The sequence below is a fragment of the Marinobacter fonticola genome (genome assembly GCF_008122265.1).
Classification (GTDB): domain Bacteria; phylum Pseudomonadota; class Gammaproteobacteria; order Pseudomonadales; family Oleiphilaceae; genus Marinobacter_A; species Marinobacter_A fonticola.
The window spans coordinates 1,863,894-1,889,678 of the sequence record NZ_CP043042.1 but is presented as its reverse complement, the minus strand read 5'-3'; the positions used below and the strand labels follow the sequence as shown (position 1 = coordinate 1,889,678).

At 56.1% G+C, this 25,785-nt stretch carries 19 protein-coding genes; 2 read left to right on the top strand and 17 right to left on the bottom strand.

Features of this window, described 5'->3' with window-relative positions; genetic code table 11:
* Nucleotides 1-50 precede the first annotated feature (50 nt).
* From FXO11_RS08435 to FXO11_RS08365, 15 genes are all read right to left on the bottom strand, one after another.
* Entirely contained in the window at nucleotides 51-983 is a 933-nt protein-coding gene (locus FXO11_RS08435; protein ID WP_227546082.1) for a P-loop NTPase family protein, read from the bottom strand.
* Complete coding sequence (locus FXO11_RS08430; protein WP_148862565.1) at nucleotides 983-2,509, bottom strand: XrtA system polysaccharide chain length determinant; 1,527 nt, start codon at nucleotides 2,507-2,509, stop codon at nucleotides 983-985. The genes FXO11_RS08435 and FXO11_RS08430 overlap by 1 nt, the downstream gene beginning before the upstream one ends.
* 94 nt (nucleotides 2,510-2,603) lie before the next feature.
* On the bottom strand, nucleotides 2,604-3,233 hold the full coding sequence (locus tag FXO11_RS08425) for an XrtA/PEP-CTERM system exopolysaccharide export protein (protein WP_148862564.1): 630 nt from the start codon (nucleotides 3,231-3,233) through the stop codon (nucleotides 2,604-2,606).
* A 156-nt stretch (nucleotides 3,234-3,389) separates the two neighbouring features.
* Nucleotides 3,390-4,802 (bottom strand): TIGR03013 family XrtA/PEP-CTERM system glycosyltransferase, encoded by a 1,413-nt coding sequence (locus FXO11_RS08420; protein WP_148862563.1) that lies wholly within the window; start codon nucleotides 4,800-4,802, stop codon nucleotides 3,390-3,392.
* Between the two features lie 286 nt (nucleotides 4,803-5,088).
* Nucleotides 5,089-6,591: a 2-methylcitrate dehydratase gene (gene prpD / locus FXO11_RS08415; protein WP_148862562.1), complete on the bottom strand. Its 1,503-nt coding sequence runs from the start codon at nucleotides 6,589-6,591 to the stop codon at nucleotides 5,089-5,091.
* Between the two features lie 139 nt (nucleotides 6,592-6,730).
* Complete coding sequence (gene prpF, locus FXO11_RS08410) at nucleotides 6,731-7,909, bottom strand: 2-methylaconitate cis-trans isomerase PrpF (RefSeq protein ID WP_148862561.1); 1,179 nt, start codon at nucleotides 7,907-7,909, stop codon at nucleotides 6,731-6,733.
* A gap of 169 nt (nucleotides 7,910-8,078) precedes the next feature.
* Entirely contained in the window at nucleotides 8,079-10,679 is a 2,601-nt protein-coding gene (gene acnD / locus FXO11_RS08405) for a Fe/S-dependent 2-methylisocitrate dehydratase AcnD (RefSeq protein WP_148862560.1), read from the bottom strand.
* A gap of 145 nt (nucleotides 10,680-10,824) precedes the next feature.
* Nucleotides 10,825-11,952, bottom strand: coding sequence for a bifunctional 2-methylcitrate synthase/citrate synthase (prpC, locus tag FXO11_RS08400; RefSeq protein WP_148862559.1), 1,128 nt, complete (start codon nucleotides 11,950-11,952; stop codon nucleotides 10,825-10,827).
* Between the two features lie 258 nt (nucleotides 11,953-12,210).
* Nucleotides 12,211-13,098, bottom strand: a complete 888-nt coding sequence (gene prpB, locus FXO11_RS08395; protein WP_148862558.1) for a methylisocitrate lyase — start codon at nucleotides 13,096-13,098, stop codon at nucleotides 12,211-12,213.
* Between the two features lie 66 nt (nucleotides 13,099-13,164).
* The gene (locus tag FXO11_RS08390; protein WP_148862557.1) at nucleotides 13,165-13,845 is read right to left on the bottom strand and encodes a GntR family transcriptional regulator; all 681 of its coding nucleotides are present in this window, start codon (nucleotides 13,843-13,845) and stop codon (nucleotides 13,165-13,167) included.
* 223 nt (nucleotides 13,846-14,068) lie between these two features.
* Complete coding sequence (locus tag FXO11_RS08385) at nucleotides 14,069-15,652, bottom strand: glucan biosynthesis protein (RefSeq protein WP_202980307.1); 1,584 nt, start codon at nucleotides 15,650-15,652, stop codon at nucleotides 14,069-14,071.
* 72 nt (nucleotides 15,653-15,724) lie between these two features.
* On the bottom strand, nucleotides 15,725-17,755 hold the full coding sequence (mdoH, locus tag FXO11_RS08380) for a glucans biosynthesis glucosyltransferase MdoH (protein WP_406565646.1): 2,031 nt from the start codon (nucleotides 17,753-17,755) through the stop codon (nucleotides 15,725-15,727).
* A gap of 97 nt (nucleotides 17,756-17,852) precedes the next feature.
* Entirely contained in the window at nucleotides 17,853-18,113 is a 261-nt protein-coding gene (locus tag FXO11_RS08375) for a hypothetical protein (protein ID WP_148862555.1), read from the bottom strand.
* 26 nt (nucleotides 18,114-18,139) lie between these two features.
* The gene (locus tag FXO11_RS08370) at nucleotides 18,140-19,684 is read right to left on the bottom strand and encodes a glucan biosynthesis protein G (RefSeq protein ID WP_148862554.1); all 1,545 of its coding nucleotides are present in this window, start codon (nucleotides 19,682-19,684) and stop codon (nucleotides 18,140-18,142) included.
* 547 nt (nucleotides 19,685-20,231) lie between these two features.
* Nucleotides 20,232-21,920: a ShlB/FhaC/HecB family hemolysin secretion/activation protein gene (locus FXO11_RS08365; RefSeq protein ID WP_148862553.1), complete on the bottom strand. Its 1,689-nt coding sequence runs from the start codon at nucleotides 21,918-21,920 to the stop codon at nucleotides 20,232-20,234.
* Nucleotides 21,921-22,629: 709 nt separating this feature from the next.
* On the opposite strand from FXO11_RS08365, the gene galU reads away from it, so the two are divergent.
* Nucleotides 22,630-23,466, top strand: coding sequence for a UTP--glucose-1-phosphate uridylyltransferase GalU (gene galU / locus FXO11_RS08360; protein ID WP_148862552.1), 837 nt, complete (start codon nucleotides 22,630-22,632; stop codon nucleotides 23,464-23,466).
* A 24-nt stretch (nucleotides 23,467-23,490) separates the two neighbouring features.
* On the opposite strand, the gene FXO11_RS08355 is transcribed toward galU, so the two are convergent.
* Complete coding sequence (locus FXO11_RS08355) at nucleotides 23,491-23,907, bottom strand: helix-turn-helix domain-containing protein (RefSeq protein WP_227546081.1); 417 nt, start codon at nucleotides 23,905-23,907, stop codon at nucleotides 23,491-23,493.
* A complete protein-coding gene (locus FXO11_RS08350; RefSeq protein ID WP_168203139.1) occupies nucleotides 23,904-24,740 on the bottom strand; it encodes an enoyl-CoA hydratase-related protein in 837 nt (278 codons plus the stop codon). Before FXO11_RS08350 ends, FXO11_RS08355 begins: the two co-directional genes overlap by 4 nt.
* A gap of 136 nt (nucleotides 24,741-24,876) precedes the next feature.
* On the opposite strand from FXO11_RS08350, the gene FXO11_RS08345 reads away from it, so the two are divergent.
* The gene (locus FXO11_RS08345; RefSeq protein ID WP_148862550.1) at nucleotides 24,877-25,737 is read left to right on the top strand and encodes a creatininase family protein; all 861 of its coding nucleotides are present in this window, start codon (nucleotides 24,877-24,879) and stop codon (nucleotides 25,735-25,737) included.
* The last annotated feature ends 48 nt before the right edge of the window (nucleotides 25,738-25,785 follow it).

Sequence of the window (25,785 nt, the reverse complement as noted above, 5' to 3'; positions counted from 1 at the left end):
TACCTGATAACGCGACTGCGAGACGTCGAATCGTCCCTGATCCATTGCTTCTAACCATTAATAATCGCCCCGGCAAACTTATCCGGATTGAATGCACCTGCCGCCTGTTCGACGGTCGACGCGGTTACTTTGCCATGTGGCACCACCAGCATCGCGTAGTCGCACAGCTCGGTTAGAATGCGAGCGTCGGGAGTCTCGGTAACCGGCGCAGTGTCGAGGATGATGAAACGGTCCGGGTAACGGCGCCTGACCGCCTGGAGAAACTGCTTCATCCGAAACGAGGTAAAGAACTCACCAGGCGATTCCCGCCGGCTGCCCGCAGGAATCAAGCGCAAACGAGGGATACCGGTAGGATAAATAATGCGGCCGATGTCGTAATCCGACTCATCCAGAAAATCCGTCAGTCCGGACTCAGGCGCCATATCAAGCATGCTGTGCAACGCCGGCTCGCGCAGGTTACAGTCGATAATCAGCGCCGTTTTAGCTTGATCGAATGCGAAGGCCGCTGCCAGATTTAAGGCGGTAAACGAGGAGCCTGCGCTTTCGCCGGCTCCTGTTACGACAAGCGTAAAATTGTTGCCTCCGGAAACCTCCAGCAGCTTCGTCCGCAAGTTACGGAACCGATTGACTAGATCGCGATCCGGCGACTCGGGATAAATAATCCGCCGTTCGTCGAGATCATCGTTTGTCAGCCTGCGCGGCTCCTGCATACGCCGTATTTGCTTGCTGATGACATACTTGTCAACGGCGCCGGCGCCAAGCTCGAGTGAACTGGGAACCAGCAGGCGGGAATCATCCCAATCGTTATAGGACACGTCGGAGTCCTGCTTCTTGGCCGGCGTCGTATCCTTATTGCCGTCCGAATCCCTAGCGCGCAGTTCCGATGACTGCTTCGAAGTCAGCTCACGGCCTTCTTCGATGGCTGGGTCGGCACTTTCGTCGTTTGACGGACTGAATCCACGATTTGAAGGGAATTCTGCCATTACAACGCTCCCATGACAGAGGCGACCGCGATCGCAATATAACCAATGGCCACAACCGCCGCGCTCACGCCAACCGCTAGCGTCACACGATGGTCGCGTCTTCTCTCGAAGGGCGTTCTAACTTTGGGGATTTCGATCAGCACTGGTAGACCAACCTCGTCCTCGAGTTGAGCCTTGGCTCTCACCCTTGGATCGATCTGCAACAGTCCAGCTACGGCCCCGAAAGGTGCTAGAGCACCCAAGAACAACCCAATAGCCGCGAATTGGAAGAACTGAGGTCCGGACGGCGTTAAAGGATACCGGGCAGATTCATTGATCCGATAGTTCAGGCCCTGCCCTTCGACATCGAGATGCATGGATACACGCGCTTTCTCACGCCGCTTCAGGAGGTCGTCGTAGATTTCCTTATTAACAGCCATGTCACGGGTAATATCGGAATACTGAGCTTTATTGCCCTGGATTCGCTCCATGCGCTGCTTTTGCTCGCCAATCAACGCATCCAACGAATTGATGCGCGTGTCAACAGCTGCGATGTTGGTTCTTACCGTAGCCAACTCGGCGCTCAGCTCCTGGTAAAGGGGGTTTACAATTTGCTGGCCTTGGACGGTCCGCGAGAGATCCGCACCGGTCGCTAAGGCATTCTCACGCTGACGTTTGAGTTCAGCAATTTGCTCCTCAAGAATGACAATATCTGGATATGAATCGTGATACTTCAGCCTAAGGGAGTCGAGCTGATCCTGAAGATTCGCGATTCGGTTCTGGAAGGAATCCACCGTTTGTTTCTGACTAAACGTGGAACTTACGTTTTGCAGTTGGCTTTCGAGGGAATTCACTCGCGTGTTGAGTTCCTTTCTATCCAACTGAGCCAGTTCAAGCTGGCTACGGAGGTTTGCGAGCCGGTTATTGGCTTCTTGCTCGGTGCCATCGACATTTTCTGACAAGAAGCTCTTCATCCGACCTTCAACCTCAGAGAGCTGACGCTCGTAGCTCTTAACCTGATTATCGATGAACTCGTAAGCATTTCTACTCTCCACGCGTTTGCGCCTGGAGGACTCTTCAATAAACAACTGGCCGAGTTGCTGAGCAATTTTGAACGCTTGCTGTGGGCTTTCCGAGCGATACTGTATGCCGAAATAGTCCTCACCTTGAGTTTCAACGCTTAGATTTTGCCGGAGCCACTGAACACGACCTTCAATTTGCGCGTTCGACAATTCCGCTGCGCCACTGCCGAAAATGTCTTTGTTGGTCGCTAGCTGCTCCATAACGTTACGGCTCCACAGCAGCTGCTGGGCAGAGGAGGCCTGTTCGTTAATTTCTGTGGTAACCGCACTACCTTCCATCAAGGGGCGGATAATGTTCTCGTCATCGACGTAGATCACCACTTGAGACTGGTACTTATAAGGCCATATAAAACCTAACGCGAGTACGCCAAAACTGACGATCGCAAAAACAGCCAGTGCAAGCCATTTACGACCACGAACTTCGCGAATGATTTCACCAGGCAGTTGGGATAGAGGAAGCGCCATATCGATAGTCCAACTAATGCGTTACTGGTTTCAAAACCGTTATCAACTACTTCAGTCGCGTGCTCGTAACGGACACGCGACAATCTTGAATGACTCAGAAATCCCTTTCGGGAATCGTTAGAATGTCACCCGGTTGCAACAGGTAATTGGTCTTGATATCACCGCGATTCAGGATGGCATCAAGGTTGACGGGTATCGAAACAGCTTCATTGTCCATCTTGCGGTAAAGCCTGGCATCGTCCAGGTCCGCAAACTCGTTCGCGCCGCCGGCCTGCAACACAACATCCATCACCGTCATGCCGGAACGATGTGGCATAGACATAGGGCCCTGGACCGCGCCGGTAACTCTGACACGATCGGTAAACTCATGGCTGCCCATACCGGTGACGACGATACTGACCTGAGGTTCCCGGATGTATTCCGCCAATTCATCCTCAATGGACTGCGCAAGATCCTCAGGTGTTCTGCCGGACGCCTGGACGTCCCCGACCAGCGGTACCGAGATCCGCCCATCTGGACGAACCGGCACGGAGGCGCTTAAATCCGGATTACGCCATACGGACACTTGAACGACATCGGTAGGCCCCAGGATGTACTGGTCAACGCCCTGCTTTTTGACATTAAGCGCCTGACGAATCTTTTCAGGCGATGACGCCGGAGTAGATACACAGCCGGAGAGAAGTAAGGTTAACACTGCAAATGCAGCAACTAACGTCCGTGCCATTTGTTTTCCCCACTACAATTTATTGGATCAATGAATGAATTAGCTTTCGCCTGATACTCGACCGAAGTCCGCGAAACAAGGCGGTTTTGGTTACGGCGCATTCCGCGTGACTTGCGTTCTAGCCGCCTGTTCAGCAACCCCTATCGACCTTTAACCCTACCTTGAACCTTTCTTGAACAATACCACTTCTACTGTTTGGATAATAACCAGCAAATCAAGCAAGAGACTCTGGTTTTTAATGTAATAAAGGTCGTACCTAAGCTTCTCGCGACTGTCTTCTTCGTTATCCGCGTAGGCAAAACACAATTGGGCCCAACCCGTGATTCCTGGCTTCACGCGATGCCGCTCGTTGTAAAAAGGAATCTTCTCTGCCAGTTGCTCGACGAACATTGGACGTTCCGGACGCGGTCCCACAAACGCCATTGTGCCATTCAGCACGTTAAAGATTTGCGGCAATTCGTCGATGCGCACCTTACGAATGAACTCGCCGACCCGAGTGACACGAGTATCATTCTTCCTCGCCCAAACAGCGCCGTCTTTCTCGGCATCCGTCCGCATGGAGCGGAACTTATGCACTTTAAACACACGACCGCCGAGGCCGACACGTTCCTGGCTATAGAAAATCGGCGCCGATAGCCCGTCTTCGATCTTGATTGCAAGTATCGTCAATAAAATCAGAGGGCTGGATACCAGCAGAAGAGCGGCGGATGTGAGTATATCTAACGCCCGCTTACCAGCGCCTGCAACCGAAGATACCGTAAAGCCGTCGGAAAAAACGAGCCACCCATGGGTAATCATCTCAAGCGCCACCTTGCGCGATTCCCGCTCGTAGAATGCGGCACCATCGACAATCCGAACCCCCTCCATTTTGCACTCCAGCAAATCCTCCATGGGCAACCCTTTGCGTCGGTCATCCACGGCAACGACAATCTCTCTTACGGGCTTATTGAGAACGTACCTGTGCAACGACCCGGATACATTTATCAGATGCTGAGCAGGAACTTCAACCGGCTCGCCGGGTATAGGCGCGAATCCTACAAGATTGAAACCTTTACGGTTAAACGGCGTGCGCAAATCTTCCAGTAGCTGTTTGGCCCGGTAGCCTGCACCAAGTACCAGCACATCGCGCTTAAAGGCTTCATCGCCGACCACCGTGAAGAACACCGTTCGGAATATGCCGAGAAGGAAGAAGCCAAAAACCGACGCTGTAGTAATAATGCCGCCGCCCCCCAGGTACCACAACCAGTCGTCAGCGATCAGGAAGGCGGTCAGCGAGAGGGGAATACTCAGAATCAGCGCCATAATCGTGCGCAGCATCATCCCGGAAAGACCTTCGTCAACCCGGGACTGATGAACGCCGATGGCGGTCATCACCAGAAGATTCAACCCGGCGAAGACAAGCGCGGACGGATAGATGTATGTAATCGACTGAGTAAAGAACGAAACATCCCCGAAAAAGCGGAAAAATACCGCCAACGAGAACGCGCAAACAAGGACGATGAAATCGATCAGTCCCAGGATAACGAAAGGAAGATGTATGTAATGTCTGAACAACCTGACGTGCGCCACGTCAACTCCTTTTTTGACACGCTACTGCTTTGCCTCAAGCGGCCAGGGTGCATCCCATGCATTGGCGAGGGCATCCGAGGAGCAATACTACTGTATTTTCTTGTAACTGCAATCAAGCCGCACAGACATATGACAGATATTTTACCTTTCGATACTGTGAGAATGGCTGCCGGTTAATAGCAAGTTCCGTTTTGCAGGCAGCCCGACTCTCCTCGTATATTTCCGCTGAGATCGAGCAACCTGCTGATTATCGAATCCTTAAAGTGGCCGAGCCGAAGCGGACGCATCAAATAACGAACATCGCCACGAATTCATGAACCGGCGTGGCCTCTAACGCCTTCTGATCTTTACAAAGCATGAAGATCTGATCGCACCGCTGCGCGGGAAAACGGGTCGAAAGATTGTTGCGGAACTTGTCTTCAAGTAGCGGTATCCCGTCCTCCCGACGACGCCGATGGCCTATCGGGTATTCGACCGCAACGCTCTCGGTATGGGTGCCATCTTTAAAGAAAACCTGGATGGCATTGGCTATCGAACGCTTACCCTGCTCGAGGTACTCGCGGGTATAACGCTCGTCTTCGACAACTTCCATTTTCTCGCGAATCTCGTCGATGATCGGATTGGCTGCGTGAAAGTTGTCTTCATAATGCTCGGCCACGAGATTGCCAAAAATTAATGGCACGGCCGTCATATATTGCAAGCAGTGGTCACGGTCCGCTGCGTTTGCCAACGTGCCCACTTTGGAGATGATTCTGATCGCGGATTCGTGGGTGGTGATGACGATTCTGTCGATCTGGTCCAGCCGGTCTTTGACTTCCGGATGCAGTGTAACCGCGGCTTCTGCCGCCGTCTGAGCATGGAATTCCGCGGGAAAGGAGATCTTAAACAGCACATTTTCCATGACATAGGTCCCGAAGCCCTGTGGTAGGGAAAACTGACGTTTATCCTCCGGCTTCAGCGCCTGGTCCTTGTTGGTTTTGCTGAAGAGCACGTCGTAAAACCCCCACTGTGGCGCCGTTAGCACCCCTGGAACGCCCATTTCACCGCGCATAGCGATATCGGCCAGGCGAACCGCACGAGACGTTGCATCGCCTGCCGCCCAGGATTTCCTCGAGCCGGCATTCGGCGCATGGCGATAGGTTCGCAGGGACTGACCATCGGCCCAGGCATGGGACAGCGCCGAAAGGAGCTGCTCACGGGACGCGCCCATAAGCTTTGCACTCACCGCTGTCGAAGCAACTTTCACCAGGACAACGTGATCCAGACCGACCCGGTTAAACGAGTTTTCCAGCGCAAGCACACCCTGGATTTCGTGCGCCATGATCATCGACTCGAGCACATCGCGCATGGTGAGGGGCGCATTACCCTGAGCGACGCGCTTCTGAGACAGGTGGTCTGCGACAGCCAGGATGCCGCCAAGATTATCGGAAGGATGTCCCCATTCGGCTGCCAGCCAGGTGTCGTTATAGTCGAGCCAGCGCACAATGCAGCCAATATCCCAGGCAGCCTTGACGGGATCGAGACGGAAAGAGGTGCCGGGCACCCGGGCGCCGTGCGGCACGGTCGTCCCCTCGACGATAGGTCCCAGATGCTTGGTGCAATCGGGAAAACGCAGAGCGAGCAGCCCGCAGCCAAGGGTATCGATCAGGCAATTGCGGGCGGTATCGAGGGCTTCGTGAGTATCGTCATTTTCACTACCGCCAACGTTAAAGTCGAGCACGTAGTCAGCGATTTTCTGCAGAACCTCATCGTAATCCGGACGCTCGTTCAAATCGAAAGTAGCAGACATCGGTGCATTCTCCTTTGCTCTGGAGCCCGGGCTCGTTGGGCTCTGTGGTTTAACCTTTTTATCGAAGTTTCGTCCCGCCCCTCTATGAGCTTCGTCTAGGCGGCGAAGGCATCAAGGGTTCTGCGGAAAGCGCAACGGGCTAGAAGCTGTCTCCTGGCACGCGCACCCACCCCTCCATGAGGATACGGGCGCTGCGACTCATGATGGCCTTCTCGACCACCCATTCGCCACTCACCTGCTTCGCTTCGGCCCCCACACGTAGAGTGCCAGAGGGATGCCCGAACAGTACCGCATTGCGGTCGCCACCGCCGGCCGCAAGATTCACCAGCGTTCCGGGAATGGCCGCAGCAGTACCGATAGCCACGGCTGCGGTTCCCATCATGGCGTGATGCAGCTTCCCCATCGATAGGGCCCGCACCAGCAGGTCAACATCACTGGCCTGAATGGGTTTGCCACTCGAGGACACGTAGTCCGCAGGCTTAGCGACAAACGCAACCTTCGGTGTGTGCTGGCGATTGGCAGCCTCATCTACGTTCTTGATGAGACCCATACGCACGGCGCCATGCGCCCTAATGGTCTCGAACATGGCCAGTGCTTTTGCATCGCCATTAATGGCGTCCTGGAGCTCGGTACCGGTGTAGCCGATATCTTCTGCGTTAACGAAAACGGTCGGAATGCCGGCGTTAATCATGGTCGCCTGGAGAACCCCGACACCGGGCACTTCGAGTTCGTCCACCAAGTTGCCTGTGGGAAACATGGCGCCGTCGCCGTCGGCCGGATCCATGAATTCAATCTGCACCTCCGCCGCCGGGAAGGTCACGCCATCCAGTTCGAAATCGCCCGTTTCCTGCACCACGCCATTGGTGATAGGTACCCTGGCAATGATGGTTTTCTGGATGTTGGCTTGCCAGATACGAATCGTTGCGACGCCGTTATCAGGAATGCGATCGGTCGCAACCAGGCCCGCGTTAATCGCAAACGCCCCAACGGCGGATGACAAATTGCCGCAGTTGCCGCTCCAATCGACAAAAGGCTTATCGATGGAAACCTGTCCGAACAGGTAATCCACATCGTGGTCCGGGCTGTCGCTCTTCGACAGAATTACCGCTTTACTTGTACTGGACGTTGCCCCGCCCATGCCGTCAATTTGTTTAGCGTACGGATCCGGACTGCCGATAACGCGAAGAAGCAACTTATCCCGCGCCTCACCCGGCACCTGAGCAGCTTCGGGCAGGTCGTTCAAACTGAAAAAGATACCTTTACTGGTGCCGCCACGCATGTAGGTTGCAGGGATTTTGATTTGTGGTTTGTGGGTCATCTTGGAGTCCCTTGAAATTGACTTCTCACGTCAGTGCTAAACTTCTCTTTGCGCCGCCCATGAAACGAGCTGCTCAGTTTTAGCCTCTCTCCCCTGGCGGGAGAGAGGCTTATTGGCCGAAAGCCGGAGTTTTAACGCCTCCGTTTCCCCTCGCGAGAGATACGCCACATCAAGCGGACGCCTTCTCCGCCTCCAAAAAGTCCTGCGCGAAGCGCTGCAATACGCCACCGGCTTCGTAGATGGAAGCCTCTTCCTGGGTATCGAGGCGGCAAATCACAGGCACCTCTTCGCGCTCGCCGTTATTGCGGTTGATCACCAGCGTCAACGTTGCCAAAGGCTTGAATTCGCCGATGACGTCATAGGTTTCGGTGCCATCAAGACCTAACGTCTTGCGCGTAGTGCCGGTCTGGAACTCCAGCGGCAGCACACCCATGCCGATCAGGTTGGTACGGTGGATACGCTCGAAACCCTCAGCGACGATTGCCTCGACGCCGGCCAGGCGTACACCCTTGGCCGCCCAGTCGCGGGAGGAGCCTTGCCCGTAGTCTGCACCGGCGACGATGATCAACGGCTGCTTGCGCTCCATATAGGTCTCGATGGCCTCCCACATGCGGGTGACCTGGCCTTCCGGTTCGACGCGGGCCAGCGAGCCCTGCTTCACTTCGCCGTTCTCGTCCCGGACCATCTCATTGAACAGCTTCGGGTTGGCAAAGGTGGCTCGTTGGGCGGTCAGATGATCGCCCCGGTGGGTCGCGTAGGAGTTAAAGTCTTCTTCCGGCAACCCCATCTTGGCCAGGTACTCGCCGGCTGCGCTACCCGCCATGATCGCGTTAGACGGCGACAGATGGTCGGTGGTGATGTTGTCCGGCAAAACCGCCAGCGGACGCATCCCCTTCAGGCTACGTTCTTTGGCCAGGGCGCCTTCCCAATACGGCGGGCGGCGGATGTAGGTGCTTTGTGGACGCCACTCGTAAAGCGGGTTGGCCATCGCTTGGGCTTTACGGGTCACGTCGAACATCGGGATATACGTTTCTCGGAATTGTTCGGGCTTCACGCTCTGCTTAACGATAGCGTCGATTTCCTCATCGCTGGGCCAAATGTCCTTGAGGGTGATCGCGTTGCCGTCCTGATCAAAGCCTAGCGCATCCTTTTCGATATCGAAGCGGATGGTGCCGGCAATGGAATAGGCCACCACGAGCGGTGGAGACGCCAGGAACGCCTGTTTGGCATAAGGGTGGATCCGGCCATCGAAGTTCCGGTTGCCGGAAAGCACTGCCGTGGCATAAAGATCACGGTCGATCACTTCCTGCTGGATCTTGGGATCGAGCGCGCCGCTCATGCCGTTACAGGTGGTGCAGGCGAACGCCACGACACCGAATCCGAGCGATTCAAGCTCCGGCAGTAGGTTTGCCTCTTCCAGATACATTTTCACAGTCTTCGAACCCGGCGCCAGCGAGGACTTGACCCAGGGTTTGCGGATCAGTCCGAGCTTGTTGGCATTCCTGGCGATCAGGCCAGCGGCGATCATGTTGCGCGGGTTGCTGGTGTTGGTGCAGCTGGTGATCGCCGCGATGATCACGGCGCCATCCGGCATTTTGCCTTCTTCCTCCTCCCATTTCCCGGCGATGCCGCGCTGGGCAAGCTCAGACGTGGGCAGATGAGCGTGCGGATTGGATGGTCCGGCCAGCGTGCGCGTTACTTTGGTCAGATCAAATGTGAGTACCCGCTCGTACTCGGCATTCTTGAGACTGTCCGACCAGAATCCGGCTTCTTTGGCGTAACGCTCCACCAAGGCCACCTGTTCATCGTCACGACCGGTCAGCTTGAGATAATCGATGGTCTGGTCGTCGATGTAGAACATCGCCGCCGTGGCGCCGTACTCCGGCGTCATATTGGAAATTGTCGCGCGGTCGCCGACGGTCAGCGCATCGGCGCCTTCACCGTAGAATTCGAGATACGCACCGACGACACGCTCGCGCCGCAGGAATTCTGTGAGCGCCAGCACCAGATCCGTGCTCGTAATACCGGGCTGCATCTTACCGGTGAGCTCGACACCGACGATGTCCGGCAGACGCATGTACGAGGCTCGCCCCAGCATGACGCTTTCAGCTTCCAGCCCACCGACACCGACCGAGATGACACCCAGCGCATCCACCATGGGCGTATGCGAATCGGTGCCCACGCAAGTGTCCGGGAACGCCACGTTGTCCCGGACCTGGACCACCGGCGACATCTTCTCCAGATTGATCTGGTGCATGATGCCGTTACCCGGCGGGATCACATCCACATTTTCGAATGCGCTTTTAGTCCAGTTAATAAAATGGAAGCGATCGTCGTTACGGCGGTCTTCGATAGCACGATTCTTCTCGAAGGCATTCTCTTCAAAACCGGCATGCTCGACGGCCAAGGAATGGTCGACAATCAGCTGGGTGGGCACGACCGGATTGACCTTGGCCGGGTCGCCCCCCTTTTCGGCAATCGCGTCCCGTAAGCCTGCCAGGTCCACCAGCGCGGTTTGGCCGAGAATGTCATGGCAAACCACCCGCGCGGGATACCAGGGAAAATCCAGCTCTCTTTTGCGCTCGATAAGCTGTTTCAGCGAATCGGTGAGCATTGAAGGATCGCAGCGACGGACCAACTGTTCGGCCAGGACGCGCGACGTGTAAGGGAGCTTGTCGTATGCGCCCGATTGGATCTCATCCACGGCCTGGCGAGTATCGAAAAAGTCCAGGTCGGTGCCCGGCAGGGTTTTACGGTATAGGGTGTTCATGGTTGACCTTTAGGGATAATGGGTCGGATGTGGTGGTGCCTCCCCTCTCCCCGGCCTTTTCGCACACGCGAAAAAGAGGAGAGTTTTAAAGCCACAGCACGCGGATGGTTAAGCCTCTCTCTGGGAGAGAGGCTGGAGAGACCAATCAGGAACGCTCCTCAATCGGCACCCACTTGGCGTGGTCTGGGCCGTTATAGTCGGCACTAGGACGAATAATACGATTGGTCTCGCGCTGCTCCTTAACGTGTGCGGTCCAACCGGACACGCGGGACATCACGAAAATCGGCGTAAACAGCTCAGTGGGAATACCCATGAAGTGGTAGGCGGACGCATGGAAGAAGTCGGCATTGCAGAACAGCTTTTTCTCGCGCCACATGACCTCCTCGCAACGCACGGAAATCGGATATAGCGCCTCGTCCCCAACTTCCTTGGACAGCTTTTCCGACCACTTTTTGATGATGGCGTTACGCGGGTCGGACTCCCGGTAAATAGCGTGACCGAAGCCCATGATCTTTTCTTTTCGCTCAAGCATGCCCATGAGTCCGTCTTCAGCCTCATCCGGCGTTTTGAACTTCTGGATCAGCGCCATGGCCGCTTCGTTTGCTCCCCCATGCAGCGGACCGCGCAAGGAGCCGATCGCACCGGTCACACAGCTGTGAATGTCAGACAGCGTCGAGGCGCACACGCGAGCGGTGAACGTCGAGGCGTTGAACTCATGCTCTGCATAGAGGATGAGCGATACGTTCATCACGCGCTCATGCAGTTCGCTGGGCTTGTTGCCATGCAACAGTTCGAGGAAATGCCCGCCGATGGAATCGCTATCCCCGTCGGTTTCGATACGAACACCTTCGTGGGCGAAGCGATACCAGTAAGTGATAATGCTCGGGAAGACGGCCAGCATGCGGTCGATCTTGTCGTCCTGCTCGCTGAACTCTTCTTCGGTTTCCAGGTTGCCCAGCATCGAGCAGCCAGTACGCATGACATCCATGGGGTGGGCATTCTTGGGAATCTGTTCGAGCACCGTCTTCAATGCGTCAGGTAGCGCGCGAAGCTTACGCAACTTGGCGGTATAGGCATCCAACTCCTCACGGTTCGGCAGCTTACCCCGCAGCAGCAAATAGGCCACTTCCTCAAACTGGGCGTGTTCCGCCAGATCGCTAATGTCATAGCCACGATAGGTCAATCCGGTGCCGCTTTGCCCGACGGTACACAGTGCGGTTACGCCTGCGACCTGGCCGCGAAGGCCTGCGCCACCCAGTTTTTTTTCTGCCATGGTTGTCACCTTTATTCGTCGTTGTTTGCGTCTATTTTAAGGAGCCTCTGAAAAAGCCCATTCTGCGGCGAATCACTGCGTTGCGCGGTGCTTGTGCGCAAGCCCGGTCAGAAACTCGCCTACCAGGCGGTATGTCTCGCGTCTTGCGCTCCGTGCGCCTTGCGCTTCATCCACAGCCTGAACTTTTTCAGAGGGCTCCTTAGTTGTCTAATGGTGTCGGCGGGCTTAAAACCTACCCGCTCCTTTCGCCGCTAATCATCAACCTTTCTGGTGTTTGAACAGCTCGTCGAGTTTTTGTTCAAACTCGTGGTAGTTCAGGAAATCGTACAGTTCCATGCGGGTCTGCATCATGTCCACCACGTCCTTCTGATCGCCCTTCTCCAAAATGTTCTGGTACACGCTCAGCGCGGCTTTGTTCATTGCACGGAAGGCGCTGAGTGGGTAAAGCACCATGCCGGCCCCGGCCTCGGCAAGCTCCTTGCGGTTGTAGAGCGGTGTCGCGCCGAACTCGGTGATGTTCGCCAGAATCGGTACGTCCAAGGCGTCAGCGAAGGCGCGGTAATGCTCCAGTTCAGTCACCGCCTCGGCGAAAATGCCATCCGCGCCGGCTTCGACGCAGGCCCGCGCGCGTTCGATGGCAGGCTCCAAGCCTTCACGCTGGAACGCATCGGTGCGGGCCATGACAAAGAAGTCGTCGTCGTTACGGGCATCGACACAGGCTTTGATGCGATCAACCATCTCGTCCTGCGACACAATTTCCTTGTTGGGACGATGGCCGCAACGCTTCTCAGCCACCTGGTCTTCGATGTGAACGGCTGCAGCACCGGCGCGCTCCATTTCTTTAATCGTGCGGCCAATGTTGAATGCCCCACCCCAACCGGTATCGATGTCTATCAGCAGAGGCGTATCGGTCACAGCGGTGATGCGGCGAACATCCTCGAGCACGTCGTTCATGGTGGTCATACCCAGATCCGGCAGGCCATAGGACGCGTTGGCCACACCGCCACCGGATAGATAGATCGCCTGGTGACCCACTTTTTCCGCCATCATGGCGCAATAGGCGTTAACCGTGCCGACGATCTGCAATGGCTTGTTGTCCTTCAGGGCCTTGCGGAACCGAGCTCCGGCCGTCAGTGACTGGCTCATAAACGCTCCTTCTCGATTAAGTTTCTGGAATCCGCGCAGCGGGTGCATTAGCCATTACGAGGATTGTTATACCTTCAGTACGCCTTCTTGTATCTTCCTCTCGATATTCAACCGGGCGGCATTGATGTGGCGCTGCATCAGGAACTGCGCCAATTCCCCATCCCGGTGGGCAATCGCATCGGCGATACGGCGATGTTCGCCGAGCGCTCGATGCGGACGCCCAGCCGACGTGCTCAGGCGATAGCGGTACATTCTGACCATGTAGTAAAGGTCGCCCAGCAACATCTGGCTGAGCTTACGGTTTCGGCTACCGGTCGCGATGCGATGATGGAAGTCGTAGTCACCCTCGTGCTGGTAGTACGCCTGACCCTGGGCTTCGTCGACAATTTTCTCGTGACGATCGAGTAGCGCCTGTAAATCGGCAATTTCGTCATCCGTCATACGCTCTGCCGCCTGGCGGGCCGCCAAACCCTCCATCGCCTCGCGAATACGATACAGTTCAAGCAGTTCCTCGCCGCTCATCGACATGACTTTAAAGCCAGCGTGCGGGCGGCGGATCAAGAGGCCTCTGGATTCCAGGCGCCCCAGAGCCTCACGCAGCGGGCCTCGCGTGAGATTGAAGCGCTCGCACAGCTCCACTTCGCCAATCTTTTCGCCGGGCACAAGATCGCCTTTTACGATGGCCGTTTGTAGACAATCGAAGGCTTCGTCTGCACGAGTCTGTGTCGGAGGGACAATATCTAGCATATTTTGTTAACAAAATAGGTCTGTTTCCGAGAAAATTACGCCTCAAACAGTTTTTTGTCAACAATCCGGCAAGACCGGCACGTGGAATGGCTTACAAGGTTTGGAGCCGCGGAAGGTTTAATTATTCAATGTAGCGGACGCTTCTCGGGGAGGCCTAATGCACCGGAAAAAAGGCGTGCAAAAAAAGAAACCCCGGTGCTATGCCGGGGCTTCGATTGCAGGTTCAATACAACGTGCGCTGGTCCTGAGGTGGCGGCGTATACTGATAGACCCAGGTTTCGGTCAGGGGCTGATCCCCCAGTTTCAGGTATAGCCGCAGGTCGATGGGTTCCGACGAGTCGTCCGGCACCAGATCGAACATGGCGCGATAGCCATTGATCGAATGCAGCGGACGCGCCGAGGTAATCTCGATCCGCCCACGGCTACTGGTGATCACCGGGGTCACCTCCGCGTCGTCGCCCAGCATATCCAACATGCCTCCGGCAAAGTCGATGGCAAAACGCCAGGAGAAATATTCCCGCTTCTGCCCTACGACGCCGCCCAGACCGGTGCGCGTTGCGCGGGTGGTCGCCAGCTCGTAAGGCTCGCGCGGTGGCTTTTCGCCCCAATGCAATTGATAGGAAAAAAGGTGTTCCTGGTTGGGCGCCAACGGCTTCTCGGGATTCCAGAAGGCCACGATGTTATCGAAGGTTTCGTCGACTGTGGGAATCTCGACCAGCATGATTTGCCCCTTACCCCAGTCTTCTTTCGGCTGCACCCAGAGACTGGGACGCTTTTCGTAAAACACGCCGTCGTCTTGATAGTGGTCGAAATTGCGATCGCGCTGGAGCAAACCGAAGCCGGCGGGATTCTCGCCAACAAAACTATTCACTCGGATGCCGCGCGGATTGACCAATGGCCGCCAGATCCATTCGCCATCGCCGGTAAGCATCGAAAGCCCATCGGAGTCGTGGATCTCTGGCCGCCAGTCGTAATCCATGCGCTGGCTGTTCTCACCCACCTGATACATACTGGTTAACGGCGCGATACCCAAGCGCTCAATCTGCTTGCGAGGGTACAGCGCCGCCCCAATGTCCATCACCATGTTCCGGCCTGGATACAGGTCAAATACATAAGCGCCGGTGATACTCGGGGAATCCAGTAGCGCATACACCGTTAGCTTAGTCGCATGTGGCTTGGGTTTTTCCAGCCAGAATGCCGTGAATTTGGGAAACTCCTCTTCGTGGTCGGTCGCGGTATCGACCGCCAGTCCACGGGCGGACATGCCGTACTGCATCTCCTCGCCCACCGCCCGAAAATAACTCGCGCCCTGGAAAGCCGCCAGATCGAGCTTGAAGTTGGTGTGAAACTGGAGCCGAAAGCCGGCGTACCCTAAATCTTCAGGTAGATCACCCAGCGGCTGCTTACCTTCGTAGCTGAAATACTCTGGATCGTAACCCAGCTCCCGTGCCTTGCCGTCGATCACTTCGTGGATCTTCACCGGTGTCTTGAAGAACAAACCCAGATGGAAAAGCTGGGCCCGGAAGTTCACATCCTCGCCCTGCCAGAGCGACTTCTCGGGACGGAACTGAATCGCCTGGTAGTCATCCCAGGAAATCTCCTGGAGCGAACGCGGGATCTCCCCCTCATGAGATTCGAACGGTTGTGCCGCCAACTCCCGGGCGCGCCCTTTCAGCCACGCATAACTAAAGGCCTGGGATTCCCCAATCGGACGGCTGTGTGCCAGCGAGCTTTGGAAAAGTGCTGTCAGCGGCACGCCCTGAACGCCAACCGCGGCAAACATCTTCATGACGGTACGTCTATCCATGCTGGGCTTTCGCCTCCCTCATTCATTGAATCGGCAAAGGATCAATCTGTCTTGCTCAAACACGTTACGCAATTAATCATTAATAGCTGCAAGCCTTTCGATGCGGCGCCCCCAGTAGCTCTCAGGCCGAGCCCGCCAAGCCTCCCTGTGCAGGACAGCCAACGACTCGCGGTCACGGCAAAGGTGGCTCAGTTCGCTCCGGGTCAACACGTCCGGTCCATCTTTGAGACAGCGTCGAACCGTCGACTTCAACACCTCTTCTCGTACCCGCCGACGGTGCAGGCCCGCGAAAGCCTGGTGCATTTCGTTGAGGCGTGGCCGCAATACAGCTTCCTCAAAGAAGGTTAACGGAGATTCTTCGGGCTCGGCTTCGCGACTAAGTTCCGCATCATCCAGCAAAGGTGAGGGTTTAATCTCCTCGGGAATCAGCATGAGGCTGCGCTTGCGTAGCGAGCGCCCGACACCGATGCGACTCAGGAAGACGCAGGTCGGCGCCGCCAGAATCAGGGGAATAGCCACCGGCAGCGACCATAGGAAGAACAAGGGATCCAGGGTCCAGGCAAATGCCGACCAGGAGGCGCCGACGATCAGCCCCGGCAACTGGGTAATGAAGGCTTCTCGCCACGTGGTTTCCTCCGTCCGGTTTTGGCCGGCCCAGCTCAAGGAAAAATTCAGCAGCGCGCCCAACACATAACGGCTATGCGCCCACATGCGCACTGGCGCCAGCAATACCGACACGACGATTTCGATCATCACGCTGAGGAACATCCGCCCGATGCCCCCGAATTTTTTTGTGTTCCGATGAATCAGCGCATCGAGGATGGCGAGAAACTTGGGCGCAAACAACAGACCCAGCGTGCTTAGGGCAAGACTCAATGCCCACTCCGGCCGCCACTCCGGCCATAGCGGGAATAACCCCTGGTGGCCCTCGGGAAAATAATCTATGGGCGAGAGGGCCATCTGAGCAGCTTCAACCGTCGTCAGAACCAGAAAGGCGAGCCATAGGGGCGAAGCCACATACGCCATGATGCCATTCATAAAGGCCAGGCGATGCGCAAAACGGATCTTGCGTCCGAAGAGCATGATCCATAAGTGCTGAAGATTCCCCTTGGACCAGCGCTCGTCGCGGGTAAGCTCATCGGAGAGCGTCGGCGGCGATTCTTCGTAACTCTGACCCAGCCCCGGTTCAAGCCACACCTCATACCCGGCGCGCCCCATATAAGCCGCTTCGACAAAGTCGTGACTCATGATCGGTCCGCCAAAGATGCCAAATCCAGGCAGTTTACGCAGCCCGCAATGGCGCATGAATGCATCGACGCGAAGGATGGCGTTGTGACCCCAGAATGCGGCATCACCCATTTGAATCGCGGCAAGGCCGGTCGCAAACAGAGGAGAGTAAACCCGATTCGCAAATTGCTGCAGGCGGGCAAACATGGACTGGCCGTTGATTAACGTTGGGTTGGTCTGGAGGATGCCGACCTGCGGCTCACGCTCCATTAGTTGCACCATGCGAACCAGGGTTTTGCCACTCACCAGGCTGTCCGCATCCAGCACGATCATGTACTTTGAGCGTCGCCCCCAGCGACGAAGATAGTCCGCCACGTTGCCGCTTTTGTAATTCAGGTTGACTGTGCGCCGCCGGTAAAACATGCGGCCTTCTGCCCCTAGCTCTTCGCAGATACGATGCCAAGTCGCCTGCTCCTCCAGCCAGACATTCGGGTCGCGGCTATCGGACAGAATGTAAAACTCGAAATTCTCGATCTGGCCCGCACGTTCGATATCGCGATAGACCGCCTTCAGACCGCTGAGCGTGCGGTGAACCGGTTCATGGTAGACCGGCATGATCACGGCGGTCTTGCCCAACGGCGTCTGTTCGAGCGCAGCGCCCCGGTGGCGTTTAAGCAAAGAGTGTCGATCGCCGCCGAACAATCGTATGACGAACCCCAATACGGCGGTCCAAAAACCGACAGCGATCCAGGCATAAAGCAAAGCGAAGAGGATAAGAAGCCCCATTTCCACGGCGGTACCGCCGTGGTAAGGCAATATCCAGAGCAAGTAATAACCGGCCACCGCGGTCTGCCCAAATACGAACAGAATGAGCATCGTGCGCCGGAAGAACGCAACACCCCGCCATGAATGCTTGCGTTGGGCGCCGGTTTTTCCGGCGGCCACGTTAGCGGCCCCTCCTTGTCGAACCGTTTCAGACGACATAAGGACTGTACCCAATACTGCCACGCAAAAATGGCGGCCGCTGCTGAGGAACATGGATATGCGGTAGGTCGAAATAATCCGGGATCATGTTCATCGCCAGTTCCATAACCTCGCCATTCCCCGCTTCGGCCAACGCCTGGTCCACCAGTTGCAACGCCTTGCGACAGATTTCCGGCGTAGGTTCCACACCGCATCCCCGCAAGTAGGCCATAATGCGGTCGAGGGCCAATTGACAAACAGCGCGAGACATCCTTCCTCCTTTGATCCCTGAAACCCTTATTCTTGGGGCGCCCTGAGATCCGAATTGGGTGGTAATTCATAAGTCCAAGTTTCGGTCAACGGTTTGCCCTCAACGCTGAGGAAGCCGCGTAGACTCATATTCTTATCCTGCGCCGGGCGGGCCAGCATCGATAGGCGCCAGGCCTTTTCCGGCTCACTGTATTCGACGAAATGCTCGATGACTTCAACGCCCTCGCTGCCGCTAACCTGGCTGACCACGGGCGCATCCGGCTTGAGCTTATCCAGTTCGCCTCCTTTGAAGTCCACAATCAGGCGAAAAGCGCCTTCCACGTTACCACCGCCAATCCGGTCACCCTCGCCGACGAAAGTCTGGGTGGCGTACGCCGTTGGCTGATTGGCAATGCCCGGCGCGCCGAAACTCAAGGTGTACGCCAGTGTCCTATGATCACCTGAACTCACCCTTTGCTCCGGCCACCAGAACGCCACGACATTATCATTCGTCTCCGAGCGGGTGGGGATTTCAACCAGTACAACGTCGCCCTTTCCCCAGTCGTCTTTAACGTCAACCCAGGCGCTCGGGCGCTGGTCGTAGCGCGCCTCCATATCCTCGAACTGATGAAACTTGGTGTTGCGTTGTATCAGACCGAAACCTTTGAGCTTGCCGGCCTGCAGATAGCTCATTCGCAGCGTCCTCGGGTTGATGAGGGGGCGCCACAGCCACTCCCCACTATCGCCATCGTGGACCAGCAAGCCGTCGGAATCATGGACCTGAGGGCGCCACTCTCCCTTCGGCCGGATGGTGTTCTCACCGTAGTAGAACATCGACGTCAACGGAGCGAGACCGAGCAATTCCACGCTGTCCCGGAAAAACAGTTCAGCCGTAACATCGATGCGTGTGCTGTCGCCAGGATGAATATCGAAACGATAAGCGCCGGTGACACTCGGGCCGTTCAACAATCCGTAGACCCGCATGGTATCGCTACCCCCGGCGGGCCGCTCCAGCCAGAATTCAACGAAGCCGGGTACCTCTTCTCCCGAAGGTAAGCCGGTATCCACTGCAATACCGCGCGCCGACAGTCCAAAGCGGTTATGGCGCCCGATACCCTTAAAATAACTCGCGCCTCCAAACGTCAGGAACTGATCCTGTACCGTTTCCTTGTAGAGCGGAAACGTCAGCTTGAAACCCGCATAGCCCAGATCCGCCGGGACCCGCTTGGCAAAAGCATCGTTGGGATAAATGAGATTGGCCTTGTCGAAAGCGATTGATTTTACACCCTCGCCATCGACCTCATGCAGCTTGACGGCATGGGTGTAGTAGCTTCCCGGAGGAATCATCATGACTTGGAAACGGGACTGGCCCTGGCGCCAGAGACTCGCTTCTTGCTTGAACCGGATTGCCTGGTAATCGCTGTAGCTTAAATCTCGCAAGAACTGGGGCGCAGGAGTAGGTGGCTCGTATGCCTTTGCGGCTTTGGTCTTCGCCATTTCAACAACATCGGCCAGGCCAAACGCGTGGGCAGAATTCCCGGTAAGCACCAACGCCAGTGCAAACGGGATTAACAGCAGTCGAGCTGAAAACATGGATCTTCCGTCTCCGTCGTTTCAGTTTCCGCACAGTACTAGCGGGGCGCCGACTCCCAGTCGGTCGTCTGGAGCGCTTCCGGTAAGCCGGATATTTCCAGCTCCACAGTCATCGTGCATTATTTTGATCAACCCGCCCACAACTTAGGAACGAAATCTCGCCGATTCCCTTCTCTGCTCGACGCTATTCAGTCACCGCAGGCGACGCATGCTTTATTAATGTAACACTGTCAGTAGCTTGCGCTTCAAGTGACATCTCTGTAAGGCGCCGGAAGCGGCATATAATGGGCCTCTGGGCGGCAAATTAGGAGCAGCGTCCGAGTTAAAAATCAGTATATGCGGAAACGCACAGGCGGGGGGCAAAAGTAACAAAATCGGGGAGCCCTACCGTCCAGGCAACGGCAGGGCGTATTGATTAGAGGTAGGAAGTACTCGTTATTAGGGGTAGAGAGTACTGATTAACGAGGTAGAGAGTACTGATTAATCGAGTAGAAAGTACTGATTAATCGAGTAGAAAGTACTGATTAATCGAGGTACGGAGTACCGCTCAGAGTCCGACAGAAAGCGAAAAAGACACATCCGGCAGGTCCGGCTTGCGGGTAGCCAGGCTGGATGACCCCAGCATCCGGCCCACACTAACGTCCGCCCGCAAGCCTCTCGCTTGGAGCTGCAGCGAGATTTCCGCGGCGCTGGCCGAACCGAAACGGTCGGCCTGCAGGCTGTCGTAAGGTACCCAACCTTGAAGCACGGACAAGCGCACGTCCGAACGGAGGTTTGGCATCATCGGCACTGTAAAAGATGGACTGCTGGCATCCAGCCGCAACCAGCCGCCTTCCGCCGCGGCCAACGTCTGACCGTTGAAGCCGGCGATCATCGATGGTCCCGCCACCAGCAGGTATTCCGAACCCGGCAATTCACCCGGCGTAAACTGATAGCGCCCCGTCACACCCCACTGCCAGTTAAATAACTCACGACTCAGGGTGCTGGACACGGAAAACTTATTGAAGCGCTCGTTCTCATCGAGACTCTCTTCCATATCGTAATTCTTGCCCAAAACCTCGAGGCCGCTTGAGGCCGAAATACGGGTCGTGGATAGAATGTCGAACCAGAGATCGTTGTGCGTGGCGCCTTCGAGGGTGAACTTTGAAAGCTGGCGGGAGGAGTCTTCGATCCACTGGCCCCGCTCAAAATAACGGGCATCACTGCTGGAAAGGCTCAGCACGCTATCGAAAGCGATACCCGCCCAGGAAAACAAGGCACGACGACTGCTAACGTTGATGTTGCGGCCTTCGCCACTGGCCTCGTACTTGCCGTCGTCGCCGACGACCGTGCTCTGATATTCATAGTTGTTGGCGTAGAGACTGAAGCGATTAGCACCCAGGGGAAACGAATAGCTGAAAGCAAAGGTTTCGGATTCGTTCTCGACGCGCTGGGAGGCGGATTCGTTAAAATCCAGACGCATGTCGTGATCGGCCTGCACTAAACCGTTGGCAGCAACCCCGATACGTCCGTGGTGGCCATCATTGCTTTGCGCCGAGTTTCCGGCTAACTGTAGGTGCGAGGCCAGCCAATGGTTTTGTACCCGCTGCAGTACGACCTTCGGCACAGTGTTACGCTCCGGGCTGGCCACCGGTGCGACCGGCACCGTGTTCGATGCCGCACGCTGAGTATTGTCGGTCCAGCGTCCGAAACCATAAACCGGCATCGAGCGGATCTTCACGGTTTCTTCTTGCTCCGCCTTTTGCACCGACGCGGCGCTCCGCAACTGAATCGTTGTTCCGCCATTCGAAGGACGGGTGCGGCGGGCAGCCATTGCGGCATCACGGAAACGCAGCGTCAGTACACCATTCACTATGGGCCGATCCGGCAGCTCCGCCACCGCTTCGGGCTTACCATCAACCTGCAATACCTCGTTAATGCGCTGTGTCAGCGCATCCAGACGCTCCGGGTCCACGCATTGGCGCGCATGGGGCTGCACCATCGCCGATACCCGGGTCTCCAGACGCTTGGAAATCAATTGCAGACCCGGCATACGAATCGAGTCGATGCGTACGCACCGGCCTTTGGGCCAATCAGCGCGCATTTGGGTATCGACGGACGTGTCGGTCGCGGTATTTGCGGAAGTGAGCCAGCTTTGCGAGGCCTCTTCACGGGTTGAAGAATCGACTATGCCCGCAAGTTCGGGACGCACAGCCGCCGGCAGGTCAATCGGAGCGGGAGCCCCAGTTGCCGCCATAGCCTCTGTACTGAAAGCACTTAAGAAAAGCGCACCCAACAACCAAAATCTCACAAGCAAGCGTCTCCATCAGGCGCGACTAGGCGACCTAAATGTTGGTGTATCCACAGGGAAAAACACGTTATTTTTCGAGCTCGATCCTGAACTCACCCAGACGACTTACCTTGGGATCGATCTCTTGAGACAGTTCTCTTAGATCGCTTTCTTTAGTTATTTCTAATGCTGATTAAAACTGCCCGTTCAGCAATTAAGCGGACTATAGGGAAGGAAGCGGGCCTGTACTAGACCCTATTTTCAAAATTTTACAATTTTAATTTATAACCAAAAACAAAAACTTGTAACGAAATTTAAATGCGGTTTCTGGAGCATGCCTAAAACAAGGTGGGAAGAGCGTTTTGCAGAAACAAATACGGGATCCAGTAGCGAGCAAAACACCATTGTGACCAGTTCGCCCTACTCCAATGCACCAAAACAGGGCGTAAAATCTAGAGCAAGAACGCGCGAACTCTCGTCGTCACCTCACAACTAAAGAGGCTTCTAATAACGTGAATTAGCGGTAAGGGGGTTTTACTCCATTTGTCACATTAACTTGGTTACACTTGGCAAACTTTGTGCAAAAGCTTCACTACCCTCGCAAAGCCGAGGATGGTTTTTAAAAATAGTTCTGAACGATAGATTCTGGACTAGCAGCTAGAAAAGGACGAAAGATATGATCAGGAAGTGCTTATTCCCCGTTGCTGGCTACGGTACGCGATTTCTTCCGGCCACTAAGGCCATGCCCAAAGAAATCCTGCCCGTCGTCAACAAGCCGCTGGTGCAATATGGTGTCGAAGAAGCGGCCGAAGCTGGCATCAACGAATTTGGCTTTGTGACCGGTCGAGGCAAACGGGCGATCGAAGATCACTTCGATATTAGCTACGAGCTTGAGCACCAGATCGCTGGATCCGGCAAGGAAAACCTACTTACCTCTATCCGCGACCTGATCGATCACAATAGCTTTTCCTTCACTCGCCAAAACCAAATGAAAGGCCTCGGCCATGCCATCTGGACCGGCCGAAATCTGATGGGCGACAATCCGTTTGCCGTTGTTCTGGCGGACGATTTCTGTGTTACTGAACCCGGCGACATCAGCGTTCTCGCCCAAATGGCCGAACTGTACAAGCAGTTCCGTTGCTCCATCGTTGCGATTGAGGAAGTGCCGGAAGACGAAACCCATAAATACGGTGTCATCGCTGGCGAGCCCATGAAAGATGGCCTGTACCGGATTACCGACATGGTGGAAAAACCAGCGCCGGAAGATGCTCCGTCCAACCTCGCCATCATTGGCCGCTACATCCTGACCCCTGATATTTTCGAAATCATCGAGAAAACAGAGCCGGGCAAGAACGGCGAAGTGCAAATCACCGACGCTTTGCTCGCTCAGGCCAAATCAGGCTGCGTATTGGCGTACAAATTCCGTGGACGTCGCTTCGACTGCGGGAGCATCGATGGTTTCGTGCAGGCGACCAACTACGTCTACGAAAACATCTACAAAAACGGTGGCTGAAAATCAGTGACCGATAACGACCGTTCAGCCCAATAGCTGAATGATCATGCGCCGGTTTTCCGCAGTCGTTTTGCGGAACCGGCGCAACAACTCCATCTCCTGCTCTGAAGGCTTTAGCCGTTCAATTTCTTCCGCCAGGGCGTCTAACGCCTTGCTCAGATCGGAATCGTGGGAAAAAGCCAGGCCAGGCAGCTCCAGCTGTCCCGCGTCCGGCGCATCCTCGAAATCCAGTAAGGCATCCAGCGGCGTCTCCGTCTTCAAACAGAGATCCATGAGTTCGTCGATATCCGGGTAATGCCGGTTTTTGGGGTTATCGCTCTCCCAGCTCAGAACCCGCCGTTCATCCGTTTCTACCAGACGCGCCAGGTCGCTCACGGAGAGTTGCTTCGTCTCGCGTAGCGTTTTCAATCGTCGATGAAAGGACGTCATGTACCGCATCATCGATCGCTCCCGTTCCAGGTTTGGTCATTCCAGTGAGGCGCCCGACCTTCGAGACCAGCCTTTATGCCTTCGGCCTGTTCGGCCGAGCCCTGCAATTCCACCATCCAGTCGCGCTCCGCAGCAAATCCGGTTTCGAGAGGCCGCATCCGCGCATGTTCGATCAATTGCTTGGCCGCTCTGACGGCCTTTGGCCCGAGATCGAACGAGCGTCGAGCCCAAGTTGCCGCCAGCACCGGCGCCTGCCCGGGTTCGCTGATGGCATCGACCAGACCCATGGCCAGAGCCTGGTCCGCATCGACAGTCTCGCCACACAGCAACAGCCGCTTGGCCCACACCTCTCCCACTAATCTTGGCAGCAGTTGACTCCCGCCTGCCACGGGCACCAGACCGTGGCGCCCCGGCGCCAAGGCAAATTGGGTGCCCGGCTCGGCGATGCGGAAATCGCAGCATAACGCACATTCCAGACCGGCGTCCGTGGCATTACCGGTCAGCGCCGCCACTGAAATACCGGGGAAACGGCGCAATGCCGCAAACGCCTGCGCAAACTGGCGCCCTACGCCCGCCGAAGCAACCTTGCTGCCATCGGCCAACACTGATAAGTCTATACCGTGAGAAAAGGCCTGACCGGGCTCGCCTGTTATAACAAGGGCCCGTACCGACGGATCCAGTCCCAGCGCCTGTACCCGCTGTTGAAAATCCGTCAGCGCCGCTGCGGTCCAAAAGCGCTCCGTGGATTGTGGTATGGAAAGTGTCGCCACCCCGTCGTGGACCGAGGGTTCGATGCCGTTACTGTCGCCCAAAGCGATCTCCTCGAAGGACCTAGAATCGATCATTCGGCCCATTACACCCCAGGAAACTTTTGCAGCGCAATGGCCCCACGAAGAAACACGGTTCTAAATCAACTTTCAAACAGCGCCAAGGAACCTCTGAGTTAGAATGCTTGGTCACCAGCGAGAAGCGGAGAAACGTATGGGCACATCCATTCATTACTGGCAGGACCTGACCACCGGTGAGCTCGCCAGCATCGTCGGCGACAAAACCGTAGCCATCCTGCCGGTCGCTGCCATCGAACAGCATGGCCCTCACCTGCCGCTATCCACCGACCTGACGATTGGCGAAAGCATCCTCAGGAGCGCACTAAAATCGCTGTCACTGGAATCACCGGAGTCACGGGAATCAACAAAGTCCCTGAAACCACCACAGTCACTGGAGCAAATAGACCGTGGCTCCGTATTGGTGTTGCCGACGGTGACGGTTGGGCTGAGCCTGGAGCACACAGCCTTCCCTGGCACACTGTCGCTGCGGCCGGATACCGCCATCGACGTGCTCGTGGATATTGGCCAGTCGGTGGCCGCCAGCGGCGTGCACCGGCTGGTGATCTTCAACAGTCACGGGGGCAACCGGCAGGTCATCGATCTTGCCGCCCTACAGCTACGTCAGCGGTTCGGCATGCTCGTCGTGAAGGCCAACTACTTTCGGTTCAAGACGCCGGAGGCGCTAGTAACCGCTTCGGAGCTGTCGCGAGGCATTCATGGCGGCGAGCTGGAAACGGCAATGATGCTGCACTTGGCCCCCGATGCGGTGAGACAGGAACACTTGCAGAACTTCGAGGCCCTCGATGAGGGACGACTGGCAGACAACGAAAAGCTCGGTCCGGAAAGCGAGGCCGCGTTTGCATGGATGGGCCAAGATCTTAACCCCGCGGGTGTCGTCGGCCGCGCCGCCCAAGCCACCCCGGCTCAAGGGGAGAAGCTTGTCAGCCATTTTGCGCAGGCCCTGGCCATCACGATCCGGGAAGCGCAACAGTTTAACCTTAAGCTGCTGCGTTAGGTCGGTTAGGGCGTCTCAGGATAACATCAGGATTGTCTTTGGTTTTCA

Coding starts and splice junctions, on each gene's coding strand:
- FXO11_RS08435 (WP_227546082.1), bottom strand. CDS start 983: ATGGCAGAATTCCCTTCAAATCGTGGATTCAGTCCGTCAAACGACGAA.
- FXO11_RS08430 (WP_148862565.1), bottom strand. CDS start 2,509: ATGGCGCTTCCTCTATCCCAACTGCCTGGTGAAATCATTCGCGAAGTT.
- FXO11_RS08425 (WP_148862564.1), bottom strand. CDS start 3,233: ATGGCACGGACGTTAGTTGCTGCATTTGCAGTGTTAACCTTACTTCTC.
- prpD (WP_148862562.1), bottom strand. CDS start 6,591: ATGTCTGCTACTTTCGATTTGAACGAGCGTCCGGATTACGATGAGGTT.
- prpF (WP_148862561.1), bottom strand. CDS start 7,909: ATGACCCACAAACCACAAATCAAAATCCCTGCAACCTACATGCGTGGC.
- acnD (WP_148862560.1), bottom strand. CDS start 10,679: ATGAACACCCTATACCGTAAAACCCTGCCGGGCACCGACCTGGACTTT.
- prpC (WP_148862559.1), bottom strand. CDS start 11,952: ATGGCAGAAAAAAAACTGGGTGGCGCAGGCCTTCGCGGCCAGGTCGCA.
- prpB (WP_148862558.1), bottom strand. CDS start 13,098: ATGAGCCAGTCACTGACGGCCGGAGCTCGGTTCCGCAAGGCCCTGAAG.
- FXO11_RS08390 (WP_148862557.1), bottom strand. CDS start 13,845: ATGCTAGATATTGTCCCTCCGACACAGACTCGTGCAGACGAAGCCTTC.
- FXO11_RS08385 (WP_202980307.1), bottom strand. CDS start 15,652: ATGGATAGACGTACCGTCATGAAGATGTTTGCCGCGGTTGGCGTTCAG.
- mdoH (WP_406565646.1), bottom strand. CDS start 17,755: ATGCTCATTCTGTTCGTATTTGGGCAGACCGCGGTGGCCGGTTATTAC.
- FXO11_RS08375 (WP_148862555.1), bottom strand. CDS start 18,113: ATGTCTCGCGCTGTTTGTCAATTGGCCCTCGACCGCATTATGGCCTAC.
- FXO11_RS08370 (WP_148862554.1), bottom strand. CDS start 19,684: ATGTTTTCAGCTCGACTGCTGTTAATCCCGTTTGCACTGGCGTTGGTG.
- FXO11_RS08365 (WP_148862553.1), bottom strand. CDS start 21,920: ATGGCGGCAACTGGGGCTCCCGCTCCGATTGACCTGCCGGCGGCTGTG.
- galU (WP_148862552.1), top strand. CDS start 22,630: ATGATCAGGAAGTGCTTATTCCCCGTTGCTGGCTACGGTACGCGATTT.
- FXO11_RS08355 (WP_227546081.1), bottom strand. CDS start 23,907: ATGATGCGGTACATGACGTCCTTTCATCGACGATTGAAAACGCTACGC.
- FXO11_RS08350 (WP_168203139.1), bottom strand. CDS start 24,740: ATGATCGATTCTAGGTCCTTCGAGGAGATCGCTTTGGGCGACAGTAAC.
- FXO11_RS08345 (WP_148862550.1), top strand. CDS start 24,877: ATGGGCACATCCATTCATTACTGGCAGGACCTGACCACCGGTGAGCTC.